Annotated in this window: 16 protein-coding genes; 14 read left to right on the top strand and 2 right to left on the bottom strand. The window is 57.0% G+C overall.

Annotation, left to right across the window (positions count from 1 at the left end; all coding sequences use genetic code 11):
• Nucleotides 1-105 precede the first annotated feature (105 nt).
• Nucleotides 106-3396 carry a ribonuclease E gene (gene rne, locus OR573_10010; GenBank protein ID XGA78851.1) on the bottom strand — a complete coding sequence of 1097 codons (3291 nt, stop codon included), beginning with the start codon at nt 3394-3396 and terminating at the stop codon, nt 106-108.
• 766 nt (nt 3397-4162) lie between these two features.
• On the opposite strand from rne, the gene OR573_10005 reads away from it, so the two are divergent.
• From OR573_10005 to sppA, 3 genes are read left to right on the top strand one after another with little or no spacing between them, the layout of a single operon-like run.
• Nucleotides 4163-5104: an RluA family pseudouridine synthase gene (locus OR573_10005; protein ID XGA78850.1), complete on the top strand. Its 942-nt coding sequence runs from the start codon at nt 4163-4165 to the stop codon at nt 5102-5104.
• Nucleotides 5105-5119: 15 nt separating this feature from the next.
• Nucleotides 5120-5782 carry an HAD-IA family hydrolase gene (locus tag OR573_10000; protein XGA78849.1) on the top strand — a complete coding sequence of 221 codons (663 nt, stop codon included), beginning with the start codon at nt 5120-5122 and terminating at the stop codon, nt 5780-5782.
• Nucleotides 5783-5795: 13 nt separating this feature from the next.
• Entirely contained in the window at nt 5796-6908 is a 1113-nt protein-coding gene (gene sppA, locus OR573_09995; GenBank protein ID XGA78848.1) for a signal peptide peptidase SppA, read from the top strand.
• Nucleotides 6909-6918: 10 nt separating this feature from the next.
• Here sppA and OR573_09990 read toward each other — a convergent pair whose 3' ends face one another.
• On the bottom strand, nt 6919-7527 hold the full coding sequence (locus OR573_09990; GenBank protein XGA78847.1) for a Maf family protein: 609 nt from the start codon (nt 7525-7527) through the stop codon (nt 6919-6921).
• A 139-nt stretch (nt 7528-7666) separates the two neighbouring features.
• Between OR573_09990 and OR573_09985 the strand changes: the two genes are divergently transcribed.
• From OR573_09985 to OR573_09935, 11 genes are all read left to right on the top strand, one after another.
• Nucleotides 7667-8215, top strand: coding sequence for a YceD family protein (locus OR573_09985; protein ID XGA78846.1), 549 nt, complete (start codon nt 7667-7669; stop codon nt 8213-8215).
• Between the two features lie 29 nt (nt 8216-8244).
• Nucleotides 8245-8415 (top strand): 50S ribosomal protein L32, encoded by a 171-nt coding sequence (gene rpmF, locus OR573_09980; GenBank protein ID XGA78845.1) that lies wholly within the window; start codon nt 8245-8247, stop codon nt 8413-8415.
• Between the two features lie 61 nt (nt 8416-8476).
• The gene (plsX, locus tag OR573_09975) at nt 8477-9523 is read left to right on the top strand and encodes a phosphate acyltransferase PlsX (GenBank protein XGA78844.1); all 1047 of its coding nucleotides are present in this window, start codon (nt 8477-8479) and stop codon (nt 9521-9523) included.
• 163 nt (nt 9524-9686) lie between these two features.
• The gene (gene fabD, locus OR573_09970; protein XGA78843.1) at nt 9687-10658 is read left to right on the top strand and encodes an ACP S-malonyltransferase; all 972 of its coding nucleotides are present in this window, start codon (nt 9687-9689) and stop codon (nt 10656-10658) included.
• A gap of 93 nt (nt 10659-10751) precedes the next feature.
• Complete coding sequence (gene fabG / locus OR573_09965; GenBank protein ID XGA78842.1) at nt 10752-11495, top strand: 3-oxoacyl-ACP reductase FabG; 744 nt, start codon at nt 10752-10754, stop codon at nt 11493-11495.
• Nucleotides 11496-11617: 122 nt separating this feature from the next.
• A complete protein-coding gene (acpP, locus tag OR573_09960) occupies nt 11618-11851 on the top strand; it encodes an acyl carrier protein (GenBank protein XGA78841.1) in 234 nt (77 codons plus the stop codon).
• A 318-nt stretch (nt 11852-12169) separates the two neighbouring features.
• Nucleotides 12170-13408 carry a beta-ketoacyl-ACP synthase II gene (gene fabF, locus OR573_09955; protein XGA78840.1) on the top strand — a complete coding sequence of 413 codons (1239 nt, stop codon included), beginning with the start codon at nt 12170-12172 and terminating at the stop codon, nt 13406-13408.
• A 16-nt stretch (nt 13409-13424) separates the two neighbouring features.
• Nucleotides 13425-14243 carry an aminodeoxychorismate lyase gene (gene pabC / locus OR573_09950; protein ID XGA78839.1) on the top strand — a complete coding sequence of 273 codons (819 nt, stop codon included), beginning with the start codon at nt 13425-13427 and terminating at the stop codon, nt 14241-14243.
• Between the two features lie 62 nt (nt 14244-14305).
• Nucleotides 14306-15316 carry an endolytic transglycosylase MltG gene (mltG, locus tag OR573_09945; GenBank protein XGA78838.1) on the top strand — a complete coding sequence of 337 codons (1011 nt, stop codon included), beginning with the start codon at nt 14306-14308 and terminating at the stop codon, nt 15314-15316.
• Nucleotides 15317-15360: 44 nt separating this feature from the next.
• The gene (gene tmk, locus OR573_09940; protein ID XGA78837.1) at nt 15361-16014 is read left to right on the top strand and encodes a dTMP kinase; all 654 of its coding nucleotides are present in this window, start codon (nt 15361-15363) and stop codon (nt 16012-16014) included.
• The gene (locus OR573_09935) at nt 16005-16991 is read left to right on the top strand and encodes a DNA polymerase III subunit delta' (protein XGA78836.1); all 987 of its coding nucleotides are present in this window, start codon (nt 16005-16007) and stop codon (nt 16989-16991) included. Before tmk ends, OR573_09935 begins: the two co-directional genes overlap by 10 nt.
• The last annotated feature ends 6 nt before the right edge of the window (nt 16992-16997 follow it).

Genomic DNA, 16997 nt, shown 5'->3' with positions numbered 1-16997 from the left:
TTAGTGAGTGTGAGTGCCAGATATTAAAAAAGCCCGAGGCAAACGCCTCGGGCTTTTGGTTCATGCCAGCCGCTCATCCTTGAGCAGCTATATGACGGTTTGCAGTTACTCGCCGCTAGCGTCCTGCTGCTGGCGTTTGCGCAGCTCGCGGGGATCGTTGTGAGCGCGGCGGCGACGCCGTGGGGCGCGAGGTTCCTGAGCCTGCTCAGCGCTATCCGTATCCGCTGACGCCTGGTGGTTATCATCCGGTGACACACCAGCGGCTGCTGTGGAATCTGCCTCATCAGCCTTAGACGCTTGATCATCAGATGTAGAAGCCACTTCTTCATGCTTGGACGCTTCATCGGTGACGGTCGGCTGTGCATCAGCAACTTCAGGCGCTTTATCTGCAGCAGTAGCGGCGTCAACAGAAGCGTTGTCATCTGACGTTAGCTGCTCAGCAGCTGCTTCATCTGTGTCTGGCTGAGTGTCTGATTCAGCGTCAACGTCAGTTGCTGGCGCTGTTTCAGGCGCTTTTTCCTCGGGCACTTCAGCCGCTTCCTGCGCTATTTCAACATCAGTTGTGGCCTCTGTTTCAGGGGCTTTTTCCTCAGCCGCTTCCTGCTTTAATTCAACGTCAGTGGCTGGCACTGTTTCAGGCGTAAATGGCGCAGATTCCTCAGTGGTAGCAGCGTCGGCTTGAGTCATCTCAGGCTCAGCAATGGCCGTTTCAGCGTTTTGCTCGCTGGGCATGTGCTGATCAGTATCAGCCTGTTCAGGCACTGGCTGTTCAGTTGTTGCTTGCTCAGCAGCCGCTTGTTCAGATACTGATTGTTCAGCTGTATCATTGTCAGCCGTTTGGTTAGCGACAGGTTTTTCAACCTCTGAGCTTTCTTCAGCTGTCGGCTGGTGATTGTCAGCTGTGTTAGCAGCGCTTTGATCCGCAGCGGGCTTTTCAACAGCCGGTGTATCATTGGCTGACGCATCGGCAGCGGGCGCTTCAGCAAGCGCTGCCTGCCTTTCTGCCGCAGTTTCCTCGGCTTCTTTTTGCAGTTTTTCCTGCTCGGCCAGCGCGTCTTGACTCAACGCATGCTGGCGTGAGCGCTGGCGCGGATTATTGCGGGTGCGCTTGGGCTTGCCGTCATCCTGAGCCGTCTCCGGCGTTGCCTTACTCTCATGGGGAGCCTGCTTGGCAGCTTCCTTGGCAGGCGATTTGGCGCCTGTGTCAGCGTCAGCGCTGGCTTCTGTTGGCTTGTCAGCTGCGTTTTGCTGACGACCCTGGCCGCCGTTCTTATCCTGCTGAGGGTGCTTGCGGCGGTTACGCGTACGGCTGGGGCCGCTACGCTTCTCGGCGTTATCGTCCTTGCTGCTGTCATCCTTGGCGGGCGCTACGTCACGCTGGGGGCTGCTTTCCTGGCGGCGGGATTTCGCGGCATTACTCTTGTCCTGCTGAGCGCGGTTTTCCTTGTTGCCGCTGTCCTTGTTTGCGCTATCCCTGCTTGAGATCTCTCTATTTGCGCTTTCTTTATTCGCACTATCGCGACCTGCAGCGTTCTTGGCGCTGCTGTCTTTGCCACCCGTATCTTTACCGGCATTGCTGCGCGCTGACGGTTTGGCATTGTTACCCGAGCGCTGGCTGACGGGCTTACGCGCAGCCGCTGGGCGTGTTGCGCTGGTCTCGGCAGGCTGCTCGTCTTCACCGCCAAGCAGTTTAGCCACGCTGCGGATCAAACGACCCACCAGGGTTGAAGAGGCGGGCGCCGGTGCCAAGGGGTCAGACTGGCTATCATTCTGTAGCGATGCAGGAGCCGGGGCGTTGTGGACAACGCTCTTCACCGCTGCTTCAGCGCGCTGGGCAGGCGGTTTGAAGCTGTGCTCGGGCTCTTTGCCGATATCGCTATCAGTCGAAATTTCAAAGCTGGAAACTGACTGGAAATCTTCTTCATCAAGATGATCATCGCGCAGGCGCTGAACATCGTAATGCGGCGTATCCATCTCCGGGTTAGGCAGCAGGACGACCCGCACTTCCTGGCGAGCTTCAATATCCGCCAGTACGCTGCGCTTTTCGTTGAGCAGATAGGTAGCGACAGGTACCGGCAGAATGGCGCGGATCTGGGCGCTGCGCTCCTTCATGGCCTCTTCTTCGATCAGGCGCATGATGGAAAGCGATAGCGAGCGAACATCGCGAATGGTGCCCTGACCGTTACAGCGTGGACAGACCACGCCGCTGGTCTCGCCAAGAGAAGGGCGCAGGCGTTGGCGCGACATTTCCATCAGGCCAAAGCGCGAAATACGCCCGATCTGAACCCGTGCGCGGTCAAGCTTCAAGGCATCGCGCATGCGGTTTTCAACTTCACGCTGGTTGCGTGCCGGGCCCATATCGATAAAGTCAATAACTACCAGGCCGCCAATATCGCGCAGGCGCAGCTGACGGGCGATTTCATCGGCAGCTTCCGAGTTGGTCTGCAGGGCGGTCTCTTCGATATCGCTGCCGCGGGTGGCGCGGGCCGAGTTGATATCGATGGATACCAGCGCTTCAGTGTGATCAATCACAATGGAGCCGCCGGAGGGCAGCTTGACTTCCCGCTGATAAGCCGTCTCGATCTGGGATTCGATCTGGAAGCGTGAAAACAGCGGTACTTCATCTTCGTACAGTTTGATTTTCTGCTGGTACGAAGGCATGACCTGACGAATGAAGTTAAGCGCATCACTATAGATGTCAGGGCTATCAATCAGGACTTCGCCAATATCCTGGCGCAGGTAATCGCGCATTGCGCGGATAATGACGTTGGATTCCCGGTAGATCAGGAAGGGAGCCGGGCGCTTGGCAGCTTCCGAGGTGATGGATTCCCACACCTGCACCAGATAATCGAGATCCCATTGCAGCTCTTCCGGGGAGCGGCCAATCCCGGCGGTGCGGACGATCAGCCCCATCTTGTTGGGCACTGTCATCTGGTTCATGGCTTCTTTCAGCTGACTGCGCTCTTCCCCTTCAATGCGTCGGGAAATACCGCCCGCACGTGGGTTATTAGGCATCAGTACCAGAAAGCGGCCAGCCAGGCTGACAAAGGTGGTCAGCGCAGCGCCTTTATTGCCACGTTCTTCCTTGTCGACCTGAACGATGACTTCCTGGCCTTCTTTCAGCACTTCCTTGATGCTGGGGCGACCTGACACATCCTTAACGAAGTATTCGCGAGAAATTTCCTTAAGCGGCAGAAAGCCATGGCGCTCTGCACCAAAATCGACAAAGGCGGCTTCAAGGGAAGGCTCTACGCGGGTGATCTTGCCGCGATAGATGTTAGCTTTTTTCTGTTCCCGTGCTCCGGATTCGATATCCAGATCATACAGGCGTTGACCATCGACAAGGGCGACGCGCAGCTCTTCTGGCTGGGTCGCATTGATGAGCATCCGTTTCATGTTGTCTCACATAGCGATGCGTGCCGGTGCCCCACCCGTTGGGAAGACGAGTGGCAAATCGCGCTGCTGCGTGCTTGTGCTCGGCGCATGGGTATGCAATCGCATCAGGCCGGGCAAGCGTTATCGCTCGGCTGACGAGGTCGTTGAGTACGTGGCGAAGGCTGGACATATTTCGGTGGATGTCATATCCCCCGGCCCTGCTGACTCCGCCAACACCTGGCATTCATCGATTTGCCAACGTCGGCTACCGGCACAACGTTGAACATAGTTATCAGGCAGGCAGGCGTTACATGACATTACAACGCCTGGCTACCTGACGTGGCGTAACTTTCATCTTTATCTTCACTGTCAGTCGAGCCACCCTGGGCTGTCGCTATTCTATCGCTTGGCGGGTGACCTGAGTTTCATGACTGACTGTCTGTATCTGGCCGTTGATTATCCACAGTTGATAATCGACGACTGAATAGCTGCTACTAACTGTTTGTCTGCTACTGGTTTTTGCTGCTTACCAGTGATTACCTATTACTGACTGCAACTGCCAGCAAACCAACGTTAGCGGCAGAGTCCTGCAATTTTTTATCGGCGCTTATGGGCGTGCGTACACGGCCATTTCCGCTTTGCTCAGGCCTACGTGTTGGTCGAGCAGGCGCTTTTGTGGTGAGCAACTTGGAATATAACAGTAAAGCGGCTGACCAGCAATTGACGCAATACGTTGGCGTCTGGGCTAGAATGCCGCTTTTGGTTCATTCAGCAGGAGCGCAGACGCATGGCCGAAGGGCGTGAAGTGCAATGGGTTGAGATTACCCCCGAACAGGCCGGGCAACGCATCGATAATTTCCTGATGACGCGCCTGAAAGGGGCGCCAAGGGCCTTGATCTATCGCATCGTGCGTAAAGGTGAGGTGCGAGTGAACAAGAAGCGGGTCAAGGTGGACTATCGTCTGCAGGGAGGCGACCTGGTGCGCGTGCCGCCACTGCGCCTGGCACCCCGCGAGGCGGTCAAGGAGGTCAGCGACAACCTGCGCGATGTATTGTTGGGTAGCGTTATCATGGAAGGGCCGGACTGGCTGGTGCTCAACAAGCCTTCCGGTCTGGCGGTGCACGGTGGCAGTGGGGTCAAGATAGGCTTGATTGAGGCGCTGCGCCAGGTGCGGGACGACCTGACGTTTCTGGAACTGGTGCACCGGCTGGATCGTGATACCTCGGGGTGTCTGTTGCTGGCAAAGTCCCGTGATGCACTGGTAACCTTGAATACGGCGCTTAAACAGCATGCCATGGAAAAGCGTTACCTAGCGCTGGTCAGTGGCCGCTGGCCCGCCAAGAAAAGCTACGTCAGCGCCCGGCTGGATCGCTACGATGCAGGTAACGGCGAACGGCGCGTGCGGGTAGACCCGAATGGCAAGGTTTCACGGACACGCTTTGCGGTGATGGAAACCTTCGAGCGGGCAACCCTGATTGAAGCGGAACCAGTAACCGGCCGGACCCACCAGATTCGTGTTCACGCCGCCCACGCAGGGCACCCACTGCTAGGCGATGATAAATATCCCAGCCGTGAAAGCGAGCAGTTATCACGTCGCATGAAGGTAGGTCGACTATTTCTGCATGCCCACGCATTAACCTTTCCTGAGCCAACCAATGGGCGTCCGGTAACCGTCAAGGCTCCCTTGCCTGACGCGCTGGAAGATGTGTTACGTCAGGCCCGACAATAGCGGATATATCTATTTATGCGTTTTGATCTTGTGATTTTTGATTGGGACGGCACCCTGATGAATTCGGTGCCAAAAATTGTCTCTTGCATGCAGGCCGCTACCCGGGATGCACAGCTGCCTTCGCCGACGGATAAAGCGGTCGAAAATATTATTGGCCTGGGGTTGCCCGAGGCAGTGGCGACGCTGTTTCCTGGCATAAACGAGGTGCAATCCACGCGTTTACGTGAATGTTATGCCCATCACTTTGTGCATGCTGATACCACGCCAATGACGTTTTTCGAGGGCGTTGAGCAGCATATTCATGGACTTAGAGAGCGTTCCGGACTGAAGATGGCGGTGGCGACCGGCAAGACCCGCAAAGGGCTGGCGCGTATCTTTGAGCAGACCCGAAGCGGTGACTGGTTTCACGCCAGCCGGACGGCGGATGAAACCCGCTCCAAACCCCATCCGCAAATGCTCAGTGAGTTATTGGAAGAGCTGTCCCTGCCCGCCGAGCGGGCTGTCATGGTCGGGGATACCGAATACGACCTGGCGATGGCGCGAGCCCTGGGCATGCCTAGTGTCGGGGTGAGTTATGGCGTGCACAGCGTGGAGCGTCTGACGGCCTGTGAGCCGGAATTTATCGCCCATAGTGTTGATAGCCTGTTTGGCTGGCTGAACCGTGAGCTTAAAACCTGAACGAGGAGCTGGTATGCGCAATGAGAATACACCTGACGAAGACGCGAAACCCGAGCCGGACCCGTGGACTCAGGAGGTTGAGCCTGATCGGCAAAAACACCATGCCGAGGGTGTAACGACTGAGGCCGCAGCCAGCGAGGATGCTGAGACACTGGTAGAGCGCCAGCGTTTGATGCAGATGGAGATGATGGATCGCTGGATTGGCGGTGTACTTACCGAGCAGCGCCGCAGCCGCCGCTGGAAACTGTTTTTCCGCTTCGTATTTGTAGCGATTATTCTGGCATCCCTGTGGGGAATCTTTTCCAGCGTCATACTGGCCGGGGCGGGGCGCGCCATGCCCGCTGAGCCCCACTTGGGCATCGTCGCGGTGGATGGCGCGATTGCCAGTGATTCACCTGCTAATGCCGAACGCATTATCAGTGGCCTGAATCGTGCCTGGGAGGCCGAGCAGACTGAGGCGGTGGTGCTGCATATCAACAGTCCGGGCGGCAGTCCTGTCCAATCGCAGCGCATTTATGCGGAGATCATGCGTCTGCGCGAAGCGGGTGATAAGCCGATTATTGCGCTGATTGAGGATATCGGTGCCAGTGGCGCCTATTACATTGCCGCCGCGGCAGATGAGATTGCCGCTTCACCTGCCAGCCTGGTAGGTAGCATCGGGGTGATTTATTCCGGTTTTGGCTTTGAGCGCGCAATTGACTCCCTTGGGATCGAGCGTCGTGTGCTGACGGCGGGTGAAAACAAGGCTTTTCTCGATCCTTTCAAGCCGCTGGATGAAGACACTACCGAGTTCTGGCAGCAGGTCTTGGATAACACCCACCAGCAGTTTATTGATGATGTAGTCGCCGGGCGTGGCGATCGGTTAAGCGATAACGACGAGATATTTTCAGGTCTTATCTGGAGCGGCGAGCAGGCAATTGAGCTGGGCCTGATTGATCGCCTTGATTCACTCGAATCGCTTTCCCGGTCGTATTTCGATGAGGCGCGCTGGGAGGACTATACCCCAGCGCAGGATCCATTTGAGCGCCTGTCACGTCGCTTTGCGCAGACGGCGGCCCAACTGTTGGGCCTGAAAGACTCGCCGTCGCCGGTTTCCTTGCAGATGCCAGTGGATGCCTCTTACTGAAACTGTCTGATCAGGGTGCAAAGGTGCTGGCGTCAAGCGGGTTAATGCTCGCCTGGCGCAGCATCCGGCACAGGGCAATCAGCGGCAGGCCAATCAGGGCGTTGGGATCCTGCCCCTCAAGGGACTCAAACAGGGCAATTCCTAGGCCTTCCATCCGAAAGCTGCCAGCGCTGTTAAGCGGTTGTTCCTGGGTAACGTAATAGCGGATTTCGTCCTCTGACAAGCGGCGAAAGACCACTTCAAACGGCTCGACATGCACCTGATGCTGCTGGCGTCGGGTGTCGATCAGCGCCAAGCCGGTCAGAAAAGTGACGCGCTGGCCTGAGAACCGGCGTAAGTTGGCGCAGGCTTTTTCTTCGCTGAGCGGCTTGCCAAGAATATCATTTTCGAAGATGGCCACCTGATCCGAGCCGATAATGCAATGGTGCGGATATTCATCGGCGACCGCCTGAGCCTTGCTCAATGCCAGGCGATGAACCAGGGCCTTGGGAGTCTCATCAGAGCGAGGAGTCTCATCAATATCCGGTGAATGCGCCAGATAGGGGATACGCAGGCGGTCAAGCAAGGCGCGGCGTGAGGCAGAACTTGAGGCGAGAATCAAAGGGGTGTCAGCTGGCATCTTGGGTTCCTCAGAGGTAATCGACGCTGGTTGCAAGTGCTGGGCTGCAGTGTAACCAAGCGGAACTTGTACGCCTACCTGCAATAAATATCGCGCTGGCTTTGACAGCGACGGGGGGAGTGCCTATCATTGCGCGCCTATGTTGACCTCACAAATTCCCAGCCGGGTCGAGCCTTATAAGCTTGCAGCCCGCCACGAACGCCTTGAAGGCACCGTCGCGCTTGATTCATTGGCGCGACTGGCCGAAGAGGCTGGCCCGCAAACCGGTCAGTGCCAAGTGGTACTTGAGTTTGCTGTCAATGCCCAAGGGCGTCGTGAAATTCGTGGCCATTTGCAGGCGGATCTTTCGCTTGCATGTCGCCGTTGTCTGGAACCTATGGCGCAGGTGGTTGAAAGCCATTTCCTGCTAGGTATGGTCAGCGATGAAGCGCTTGCCGGTGAATTGCCGTCAAGCCATGAGCCTGTGCTGGTGGAAAATGAACAGCTTGACTTGCTGACCGTAGTGGAAGATGAGTTGATTCTCAGCCTTCCTCAGGTTGTCTATCACGATGAGCAGGAATGTGGTGTTTCAGCACAACAGCTGGTCAGCAAGGCTGATGATGTCGATACAGGTGCTTCATCAGCCAGAAATCCCTTTGCTGTGCTGAATGCGTTGAAAAACAGCAGCACTTCAAAAGGCAATAAATAGTCTTTTCTCTACATTTGGAGTAACTACCCATGGCAGTTCAAAAGAACCGTAAAACCCGTTCCAAGCGCGGTATGCGTCGTAGCCACGATGCGCTGAGCGCACCGACTCTGTCCCAGGACAAGGAAACGGGCACTACCCATCTTCGTCATCACGTGGCGGCAGACGGCTTCTATCGTGGCCGTAAAGTGGTTGAAGTATAACGCTTGCAACGTTCGCTGGCTCAGCCAGGCAGCGGTGATCCACTAGAAATGGTTCATTAGTGTGCGCATTGCGATTGATGTCATGGGCGGCGATCTAGGGCCGCCCGCAATTATCGGAGGTGTTGCCAAGGCAGCGTGCCTTCATCCCGATGCGCAATTCCTGCTATTTGGCCCGAGCCGGCAGATTACTGCCGAGCTTTCGCGCCTGCCGCAGCCTTTGGCTGCGGCAGCATCGCGTATGGTGGTATGTGATGCTGCTCAGTTTGTATCGCCAGATGCCTCAGCTGCCTGGGCACTGCGTCATGGCCAACAGACGAGCATGGCGCGAATGCTGCGCTCGCTTGTGCATCCTGACGGGGTTCCAGGCGCCGATGCGGGCGTCAGCGCTGGTAACACGGCAGCCCTGGTCGCCCTGGCGCGCCGTGAGATAGGCACCTTACCCACTGTTACCCGAGCGGCGATCAGCACATCCATTCCGACCCGCAATGGCAGACACTGCTATTTGCTGGATCTGGGTGCCAACGTTGACTCCCCCGCCCAGCGTCTGGTGGAGTTTGCCCTGATGGGAGCGGTCATGGCCCAGTGTGTCGATGGTATTGCCAGGCCGCGGGTTGCACTGCTCAATGTGGGTGTCGAAGCGACCAAAGGGGGACGGGTCGTGCGCGAGGCGGACGCACTTATCCGCTCGATGGGCGAGGCGTCGCTATTTGATTATCAGGGCTACGCTGAGGGCGGTGATCTTTTTCAGGGTGATCTGGATGTGCTCGTCTGCGATGGCTTTGTGGGTAATGCAGTGCTTAAATCCAGTGAAGGCTTGGCGCGCATGTTGGTTGAAAGAGTTCAGGCAACGTTTGAATCCCGTTTGACCGGGCGTCTGGTGGGCTTTCTGGCACGCCCAGCCCTTAAACGACTCAAGCAGGAACTTGATCCGGTGCGCTATAATGGTGCCAGTCTCCTGGGGCTTTCCCGGACAGTGGTGAAAAGCCATGGTGCCAGTCACGCCGATGGTTTTTGCTATGCAGTCGTGCGTGCTATAGACGAAGTGACTCAAACGTTGCCCGAACGGCTTGCCCAACGTCTGGTGCAGTTGCCAGGGCGTTGTGAATGACTGAGCCGTTTGTGCTGATTGTCTGAAAGCAAGTTTGAAAAACAGTTATCTTAATGTAGAGAGCATTGAAGGTTTCTCTACTAAATGTGTCCAATGCACAAATTGGTCGCCAGTTGTCTATCGCTCATAAGAGCAAATGCCAACAAGAGCAAAGGTGAACGCCATGTCTCAACCCCTTGCCCTCATATTTCCCGGGCAAGGCTCTCAACAGCTGGGAATGCTTAGAGAGCTGGCCGAGCGCTACAGTGTAGTCGGTACTACGTTTGAAGAAGCAGCGGATGCTTTGAGTTATGACCTCTGGAAGGTCGTGCAGGAAGGCCCTGAAGCGTCATTGAATGCGACTGCCTGCACCCAACCTGCACTGTTGGCGTCGAGCGTTGCCATCTGGCGTGTCTGGCAGGAGCTTGAGGGCCCTCGTCCAGGTGTCATGGCAGGCCATAGCCTGGGTGAGTACAGTGCCATGGTGTGCGCAGGTGTCATGAGCTTTGCCGAAGGTATCAAGCTGGTGCGTCTGCGCGGTGACGCCATGCAGGAAGCCGTGCCCGCCGGTCAGGGCGGGATGGCAGCTATTCTCGGGCTTGACAATGGAGCGGTTGAAGATGCCTGTGCTAAAGCCGCTCAGGGGGATGTTGTCTCGGCAGTCAACTATAACGCCCCAGGCCAGGTGGTGATTGCCGGTTCGAAAGCCGCCGTGGAAAGGGCGATTGCTGCCTGTCAGGAAGCGGGCGCCAAACGTGCCATGCCGCTACCGGTGTCGGTTCCATCTCACTGCGCCCTGATGAAGCCAGCGGCAGAGCGTCTGTCTGCAGCGATCCAGGCCATTAACCTTCGGGCACCGCGCTACAGCGTGATTCAGAACGTTGATGCCAAAGCGCATGCTGACGTTGAGACCTTGCGTACCCGGCTTGTCGAGCAATTATATCGTCCGGTACGCTGGGCCGAGTGTGTGGAAGCCATGAGCGCACAGGGGGCAGAAGCCTTTATCGAATGTGGGCCCGGCAAGGTGCTGACCGGCTTGAACAAGCGTATTGTTCGTGGCAGTAAGGGGTTGGCGGTTAACGATCCGGATAGCCTGAGTGCGGCGCTGGAACTGGCACGTGAAACGGTCGCTGGTAGCAGTGATATACAACGCTAGGCGGGTGTGCGGCGCGATTGATGCAGTTCGCGGTTGATAACGCCGCTGATCATCTTGATAGCCGAGCTGAATACAGAGTTAAGGACTGAACTGATGACTGAAGAACGCAGAGTGGCGCTGGTCACAGGGGCTAGCCGTGGTATCGGGCGGGCAATTGCCCACGAGCTTGCGCGTCAGGGGCGAATAGTGGTGGGCACGGCGACCAGCGAAGCGGGCGCTGAAAAGATTGATGCCGATCTCAAGGCGCAAGGTTTCGACGGCGCGGGCATGTGCCTGAACGTTACCGACCAGGCCAGCATTGATGGCGTGCTCAAGCAGATTGCTGAGCAGTTCGGCGCGCCGACCATTCTGGTCAACAATGCCGGTATTACCCGCGACAACCTGCTGATGCGCATGAAAGAAGACGAATGGGATGATGTTATGGATACCAATCTCAAATCTGTCTATCGTGTTAGCAAGGCATGTCTGCGCGGCATGACAAAGGCCCGCTTCGGGCGCATCGTGTCGATCAGTTCAGTGGTAGCCACCATGGGCAATCTGGGGCAGGCCAACTATGCAGCCGCCAAGGCGGGCATGGAAGGTTTTAGCCGATCGTTGGCCAGAGAAGTGGCATCGCGTAACATTACCGTCAATAATGTTGCCCCTGGGTTTATCGCCACCGATATGACGCAGTCATTGCCGGAAGCCCAGCATGAAATGCTGCTGAAACAGATTCCGCTGGCACGCCTGGGCGCGCTAGAAGAAATCGCTGCCGCTGTCGGTTTTTTGACCAGCGATGCTGCGGGATACATCACCGGAGAGACGCTACAGGTCAACGGTGGTATGAATATGCGATGATGCCTTTGATTTTCGCGGTTGCGTCTATTAAGGGGCGTCTATAAACTACTCCGCAGCTTTTGGCTTGCGGTTTCCAACTGGCTGTTTTCCTAACGGCTAACGTGAATGACTGGAGTACGTTAATGAGTACAATCGAAGAGCGCGTAAAAAAAGTAGTGGCTGAGCGCCTGAACGTTAAAGAAGAAGATATCCAGAATGGATCTTCCTTTACCGAAGACCTGGGTGCTGACTCTCTCGACACCGTTGAACTGGTGATGGCGCTTGAAGAGGAATTCGATACCGAAATTCCTGACGAAGAAGCTGAAAAGATCACCACGGTTCAGGAAGCTATCGATTACGTCAACGCCCACCAGTAAGGGCGGCATTGATGTTACGAGCCGAGGCGGTGAGACCGCCTGATGAAAAGCCGCCCTTGTATGGGGCGGCTTTCTTGTATCAGGCCTGAAAAGCCTGCATCCGCGTACAAACAGGGCATCAACGCAGCGGTTAAATTTCGTTATACTGTGAAGCTGTGGCAACGTAGCATTCTGTCAGCGGTCATTTTCGGATGGCTGAAGGCGTTACAGCTCACATCGCCCAGTTCACTAATGGAATGGGCGCACTCGTCACAGTGATGGCAGGTGCCGCAATAACCTGAACGGGTTAAGTCACCATGGATGCCTGGAGGAAAACGAATGGCACGTAAAAGGGTAGTGGTAACTGGGCTAGGCCTGGTGACCCCTGTAGGAAACACTGTCGATGAATCATGGGCAAATATCACAGCAGGCAACAGTGGTATTGCTTTGATTGATGACTTTGACACCAGTGGTTTTAACACGCGTTTTGGTGGCTCGATTAAGGCGTTCGATATCAGCCCCTACTTGAACCCCAAAGACGCGCGCAAGATGGATCTTTTTATTCAATATGGAATGGCCGCCGGTGCTCAGGCAATCAATGATTCAGGTATTGAGTGCACCGAAGCCAACGCTGAGCGCATTGGTGTGGCGATTGGTTCCGGGATTGGCGGCCTGCCGATGATCGAGCACAACCACTCGGCGCTATTGAAAAGTGGCCCACGGCGTATTTCGCCCTTTTTTGTGCCGGGTTCGATCATCAATATGATTTCCGGCAATATTGCGATTCAGCATGGCTTTAAAGGGCCCAACATCGCGATTACCACCGCCTGCACCACCGGTACGCACAATATCGGCTACAGTGCTCGTACCATCGCCTATGGTGATGCGGATGTGATGATTTGCGGCGGCGCTGAAATGGCCACCACCCCACTGGGGCTGGGTGGGTTCTCTGCAGCGCGCGCGCTGTCGACCCGTAATGATGACCCTCAGGCGGCCAGCCGCCCCTGGGATGCTGACCGCGATGGCTTTGTGCTGTCTGACGGTGCGGGTGTCATGGTGCTGGAAGAATATGAGCATGCGGTTGCGCGTGGCGCGCCTATCTACGCTGAGCTTTCCGGTTTTGGTATGAGTGATGATGCCTACCACATGACAGCGCCGCCGGAAGATGGTCGGGGTGCTGCCCTTTCAATGCGCAATGCGATCCGCGATGCCCAGCTCAACCCGGAAGACGTGGATTACGTCAACGCCCATGGCACCTCGACTCCAGCCGGTGACCTGGCGGAAAGCCGTGCAATTGAATATGTGATGGGCAATGCCGCCAAACAGGTAGCGGTAAGCTCAACCAAGTCGATGATTGGCCATCTGTTGGGTGCAGCGGGTGCCGTTGAGGCGGTGTTCAGCGTTCTGGCCATTCGTGATCAGGTGGCACCACCAACGATCAACCTGGAGAACCCCCAGGAAGGTTGCCATCTTGATTACGTGCCGCACACGGCCCGCAATATGAAAATCGATGTGGCGCTCTCCAACTCCTTTGGTTTTGGCGGCACCAACGGCTCTTTACTGTTCAAGAAAGTCTGAAGCAAACGGAGCACAGATGTCGACCTTGGCCACGGTGCCTTTTGATGACCGCGGTTTGGCTTACGGCGATGGGGTATTTGAAACCGTGCTGTTGCGCGATGGTTTGCCCGTACTCTGGCCATACCATCGTGCCAGGTTGTTGCGTGGCTGTGCCGTGCTGGCTATCCCGCCGCCCAGCGAGCAGACGCTTGAGGCCTGCTGGCAGGCATCTGAAAGTCAGGCGTCTGACGCTGGGCTTGAGGTGCTCAAGATAATCGTCACCCGGGGCAGCGGTGGACGGGGCTATGCGTGTCCGCCAGACCCAACGCCGCGCCTGTTAAGCCATCGCGTACCCTTTACACCGATACCCCAGCGCTGGAAAGAAGGCGTTGTGGTGTGTGTGTGCCAGTTGCGTCTGGGGCACCAGCCGCTGTTAGCAGGTATCAAGCATCTTAACCGGCTGGAAAACGTCATGGCGCGGCGCGAATGGCAGCACCCGGCCATTGCCGAAGGGCTGCTGGCCGACCAGCAAGGCAACCTGATTGAAGCCACCAGCATGAATGTGTTCTGGCAGCAGGGCGGCCAACTGTGGACGCCGACGCTCAAGCAGTGCGGCGTTGCCGGCACCTTGAGGGCGGCACTGCTTGATCAGGGGTGGGTGAAAGAAGGCAGTCTGCCGCTATCAAGCCTTTATGACGTTGAGCGGCTCTGGGTGGCCAATTCGGTACAGGGCGTTTGGCCGGTGACGAAACTGATGTCAACGGCAGGAGAAAGCCTTCAGCGCTGGCCATTGGCAGCGGATGACTCACTGCAGGCGCTGGCTCATCCTCTGATGGGTTATCCGCCGGATAAATAAGTTCCAGCGTCCCTTAAAATATATTTTCAAGCAAGTCTATCAGGATCAGGAGAACTGCCGTCGTGAAACGTTTATTGGCTGTGTTGTTGGCAGTTGCCCTGTTGGCGGCGGCGGGTGGAGCTGGGGGCTATTATTACTGGCAAAGTCGCCTCGATGCGCCGCTGAGCATAGAAACGCCGACCCTGTATCAAGTGCCGTCTGGTGCAGGCTTTAATCGTGTGGTGAACGACCTTGCCACGCAAGGAGTGATCAGCGATGCCTGGGCGTTTCGATTACTGACCCGTCTGGCGCCGGAAGAAGTGCCTTCCATCCGCGTAGGTGAATACCAGTTGCTACCTGACATGCACGGCCGCGACCTGTTGGCAGTGTTTGAAAACAACGAGGTGGTCACCTACGACCTGACGATTCCGGAAGGCTGGACATTCCGCCAGATGCGCGCCCAGCTGGCGGCTTCCGCCAAGCTTGAACAACGCACCCGCGGGCTAAGTGATGCCGAGGTAATGACGCTGCTAGGGCGTGAAGGCGAACACCCTGAAGGGCGCTTTTTCCCGGATACCTATCGCTACCATCTGGGCATGAGCGATATGGATATTCTGCGTCAGTCGCTGGAAAAGATGGACCGCGTGCTTGAACAGGTATGGGCCGAGCGTCAGGACGAACTTCCGCTCGAATCGCCTTATGAGGCCTTGATCATGGCATCACTGATCGAGCGTGAAACCGGTGCGCCTGAAGAGCGTCGCCAGATTGCCGGGGTGTTCAAGCGTCGCCTGGAGCGCGGCATGCGCCTGCAGACTGACCCGACGGTGATCTATGGTATGGGCGAACGCTATGACGGGCGGATTACCTATGCGGACCTGCGTGAAGCAACGCCGTACAACACCTATGTGATTGATGCCTTGCCACCCACCCCGATTGCCATGCCGGGCCAGGCGTCCTTAGAAGCCGCCGTCGATCCGCTGCCGGGCGATACCCTTTACTTTGTTGCCAAGGGCGATGGCACCCATCAATTCTCGCGCACCCTGCGGGAACACAATAATGCGGTCAATCGCTACATCCGCAACCGTGATAACTGAAGACCTGGTTATTGTCACCGTAAGCCAATGGATATGAGGCCATCATGAAGCAGCGCGGGCGTTTTATTACCCTGGAAGGCGGCGAAGGCGTCGGGAAATCCACCAACCTGCAATGGGTGGTTGAATGGCTGCAGCAGCAAGGGTTGACGGTGATCAGTACCCGTGAGCCTGGTGGTACACCTCGGGCAGAAGCCATTCGTGAGCTGCTGCTTGACCCGTCTCCGACTGAACCGCTGAGCAGCGATGCCGAGCTTTTGCTGATGTTTGCCGCCCGTGCCCAGCACCTGAATGAAAAGATCCTGCCGGCTCTGGAGCAAGGAGCCTGGGTGGTGTGTGACCGCTTTACCGACGCCACTTATGCTTATCAGGGCGGCGGCCGAGGCATTGAGGCCGAGCGGATCGCCACCCTTGAAAGCTTCGTTCAGCATGGCCTGCAACCTGACCTGACGCTGCTGCTGGATATGCCCGCCGAAGCTGGCGCTCAGCGGGTGGCCTCACGCCTCTCGCAATCCGGCGGCGAGCGCGACCGTTTCGAGCGTGAGCAGCAGACGTTTTTCAACGCCGTGCGCCATGCCTATCTGCAACGCGCTGAGCAAGCCCCACAGCGGTTTGCCGTGATTGACGCTGCCCAGCCGCTGGAAGCCGTGCAGGCTTCCCTTCAACGCGTGCTGGCCGAACGGGTGTCCGTATGGATGTAAGCCCGGTATTGCCCTGGCATCAGGCGGTCTGGGCGCAGCTGATGCGCCTGCAGGACAGCCAGCGCTTTCCCCATGCGCTCCTGTTTAACGGGCCGCATGGCGTCGGCAAGCAGCAGCTCGCGGATGCCCTGGCGGCACATATGCTATGCGCTCAGCCAGGCAAGATGCCCTGCGGGCACTGCCACAGCTGCCAGATGCTAGCCTCCGGGTACCATCCTGACCTGTTGCGTATCTCACCAGAGGAAGGCAAGCGCCAGATCCGTATTGATCCGATTCGTGAGGTGAACCGTTTTGTCTCACAGACGGCTCAGCAAAGCGGTTACCGGGTGATTGTGATTTCCCCAGCGGAGGCCATGAATACCGCCGCGGCCAATGCCTTGCTGAAAAGCCTTGAAGAACCGGGAGACAAGACCCTGTTCATCCTGCTCTCGGATGTGCCTTCACGGGTGCTGCCGACCATACGTTCGCGTTGCCAACAGTGGTCATTGCCGACGGTCGACTTTGCGCAATGCAGAGGCTGGCTGATCGAGCAGCTGAACAGTGAAGAAGAAGCGCATTTCTGGTGGCAGGTCTCTGCGGGCCTGCCACTGCTGGCGGTGGAGCTGGCAGCGCCTGATCAGCGTACCCTGCGCCATCAGCTGCACGACACCTTTGAGCAGCTGATGCGTGGCGCCGAGCCTGTCAGTGAGGCAGCCCGGCTTGATCGTCAGGCGCTGGATGCCATCCTGTGGTACGGTATTACCTGGCTGGAAGATCTGATTCGCTTCGGGCTTTCCGGTAACCCGGCGGGGCTGCATAATACCGATTTAATCCCGCTTTACCGTCAGGCACTCAAAAATGGCCGCGTTCAGGACTGGTTTCGCCTGCTTGATTATGCGCGGGAACAGCGTCGCCTGCTGGCGGTAGGGGCAAACTCCAATCCGCAGCTGGTTCTGGAGGCATGGTTGGTGCGTTGGGCCGCACTTTTGCGCTCATGAACCGCC

Source organism: Halomonas sp. CH40, assembly GCA_041875495.1.
Lineage (GTDB): Bacteria > Pseudomonadota > Gammaproteobacteria > Pseudomonadales > Halomonadaceae > Vreelandella.
Note: the sequence above shows the minus strand (reverse complement) of the source record. Positions and strands in the feature narration are given on the sequence as shown.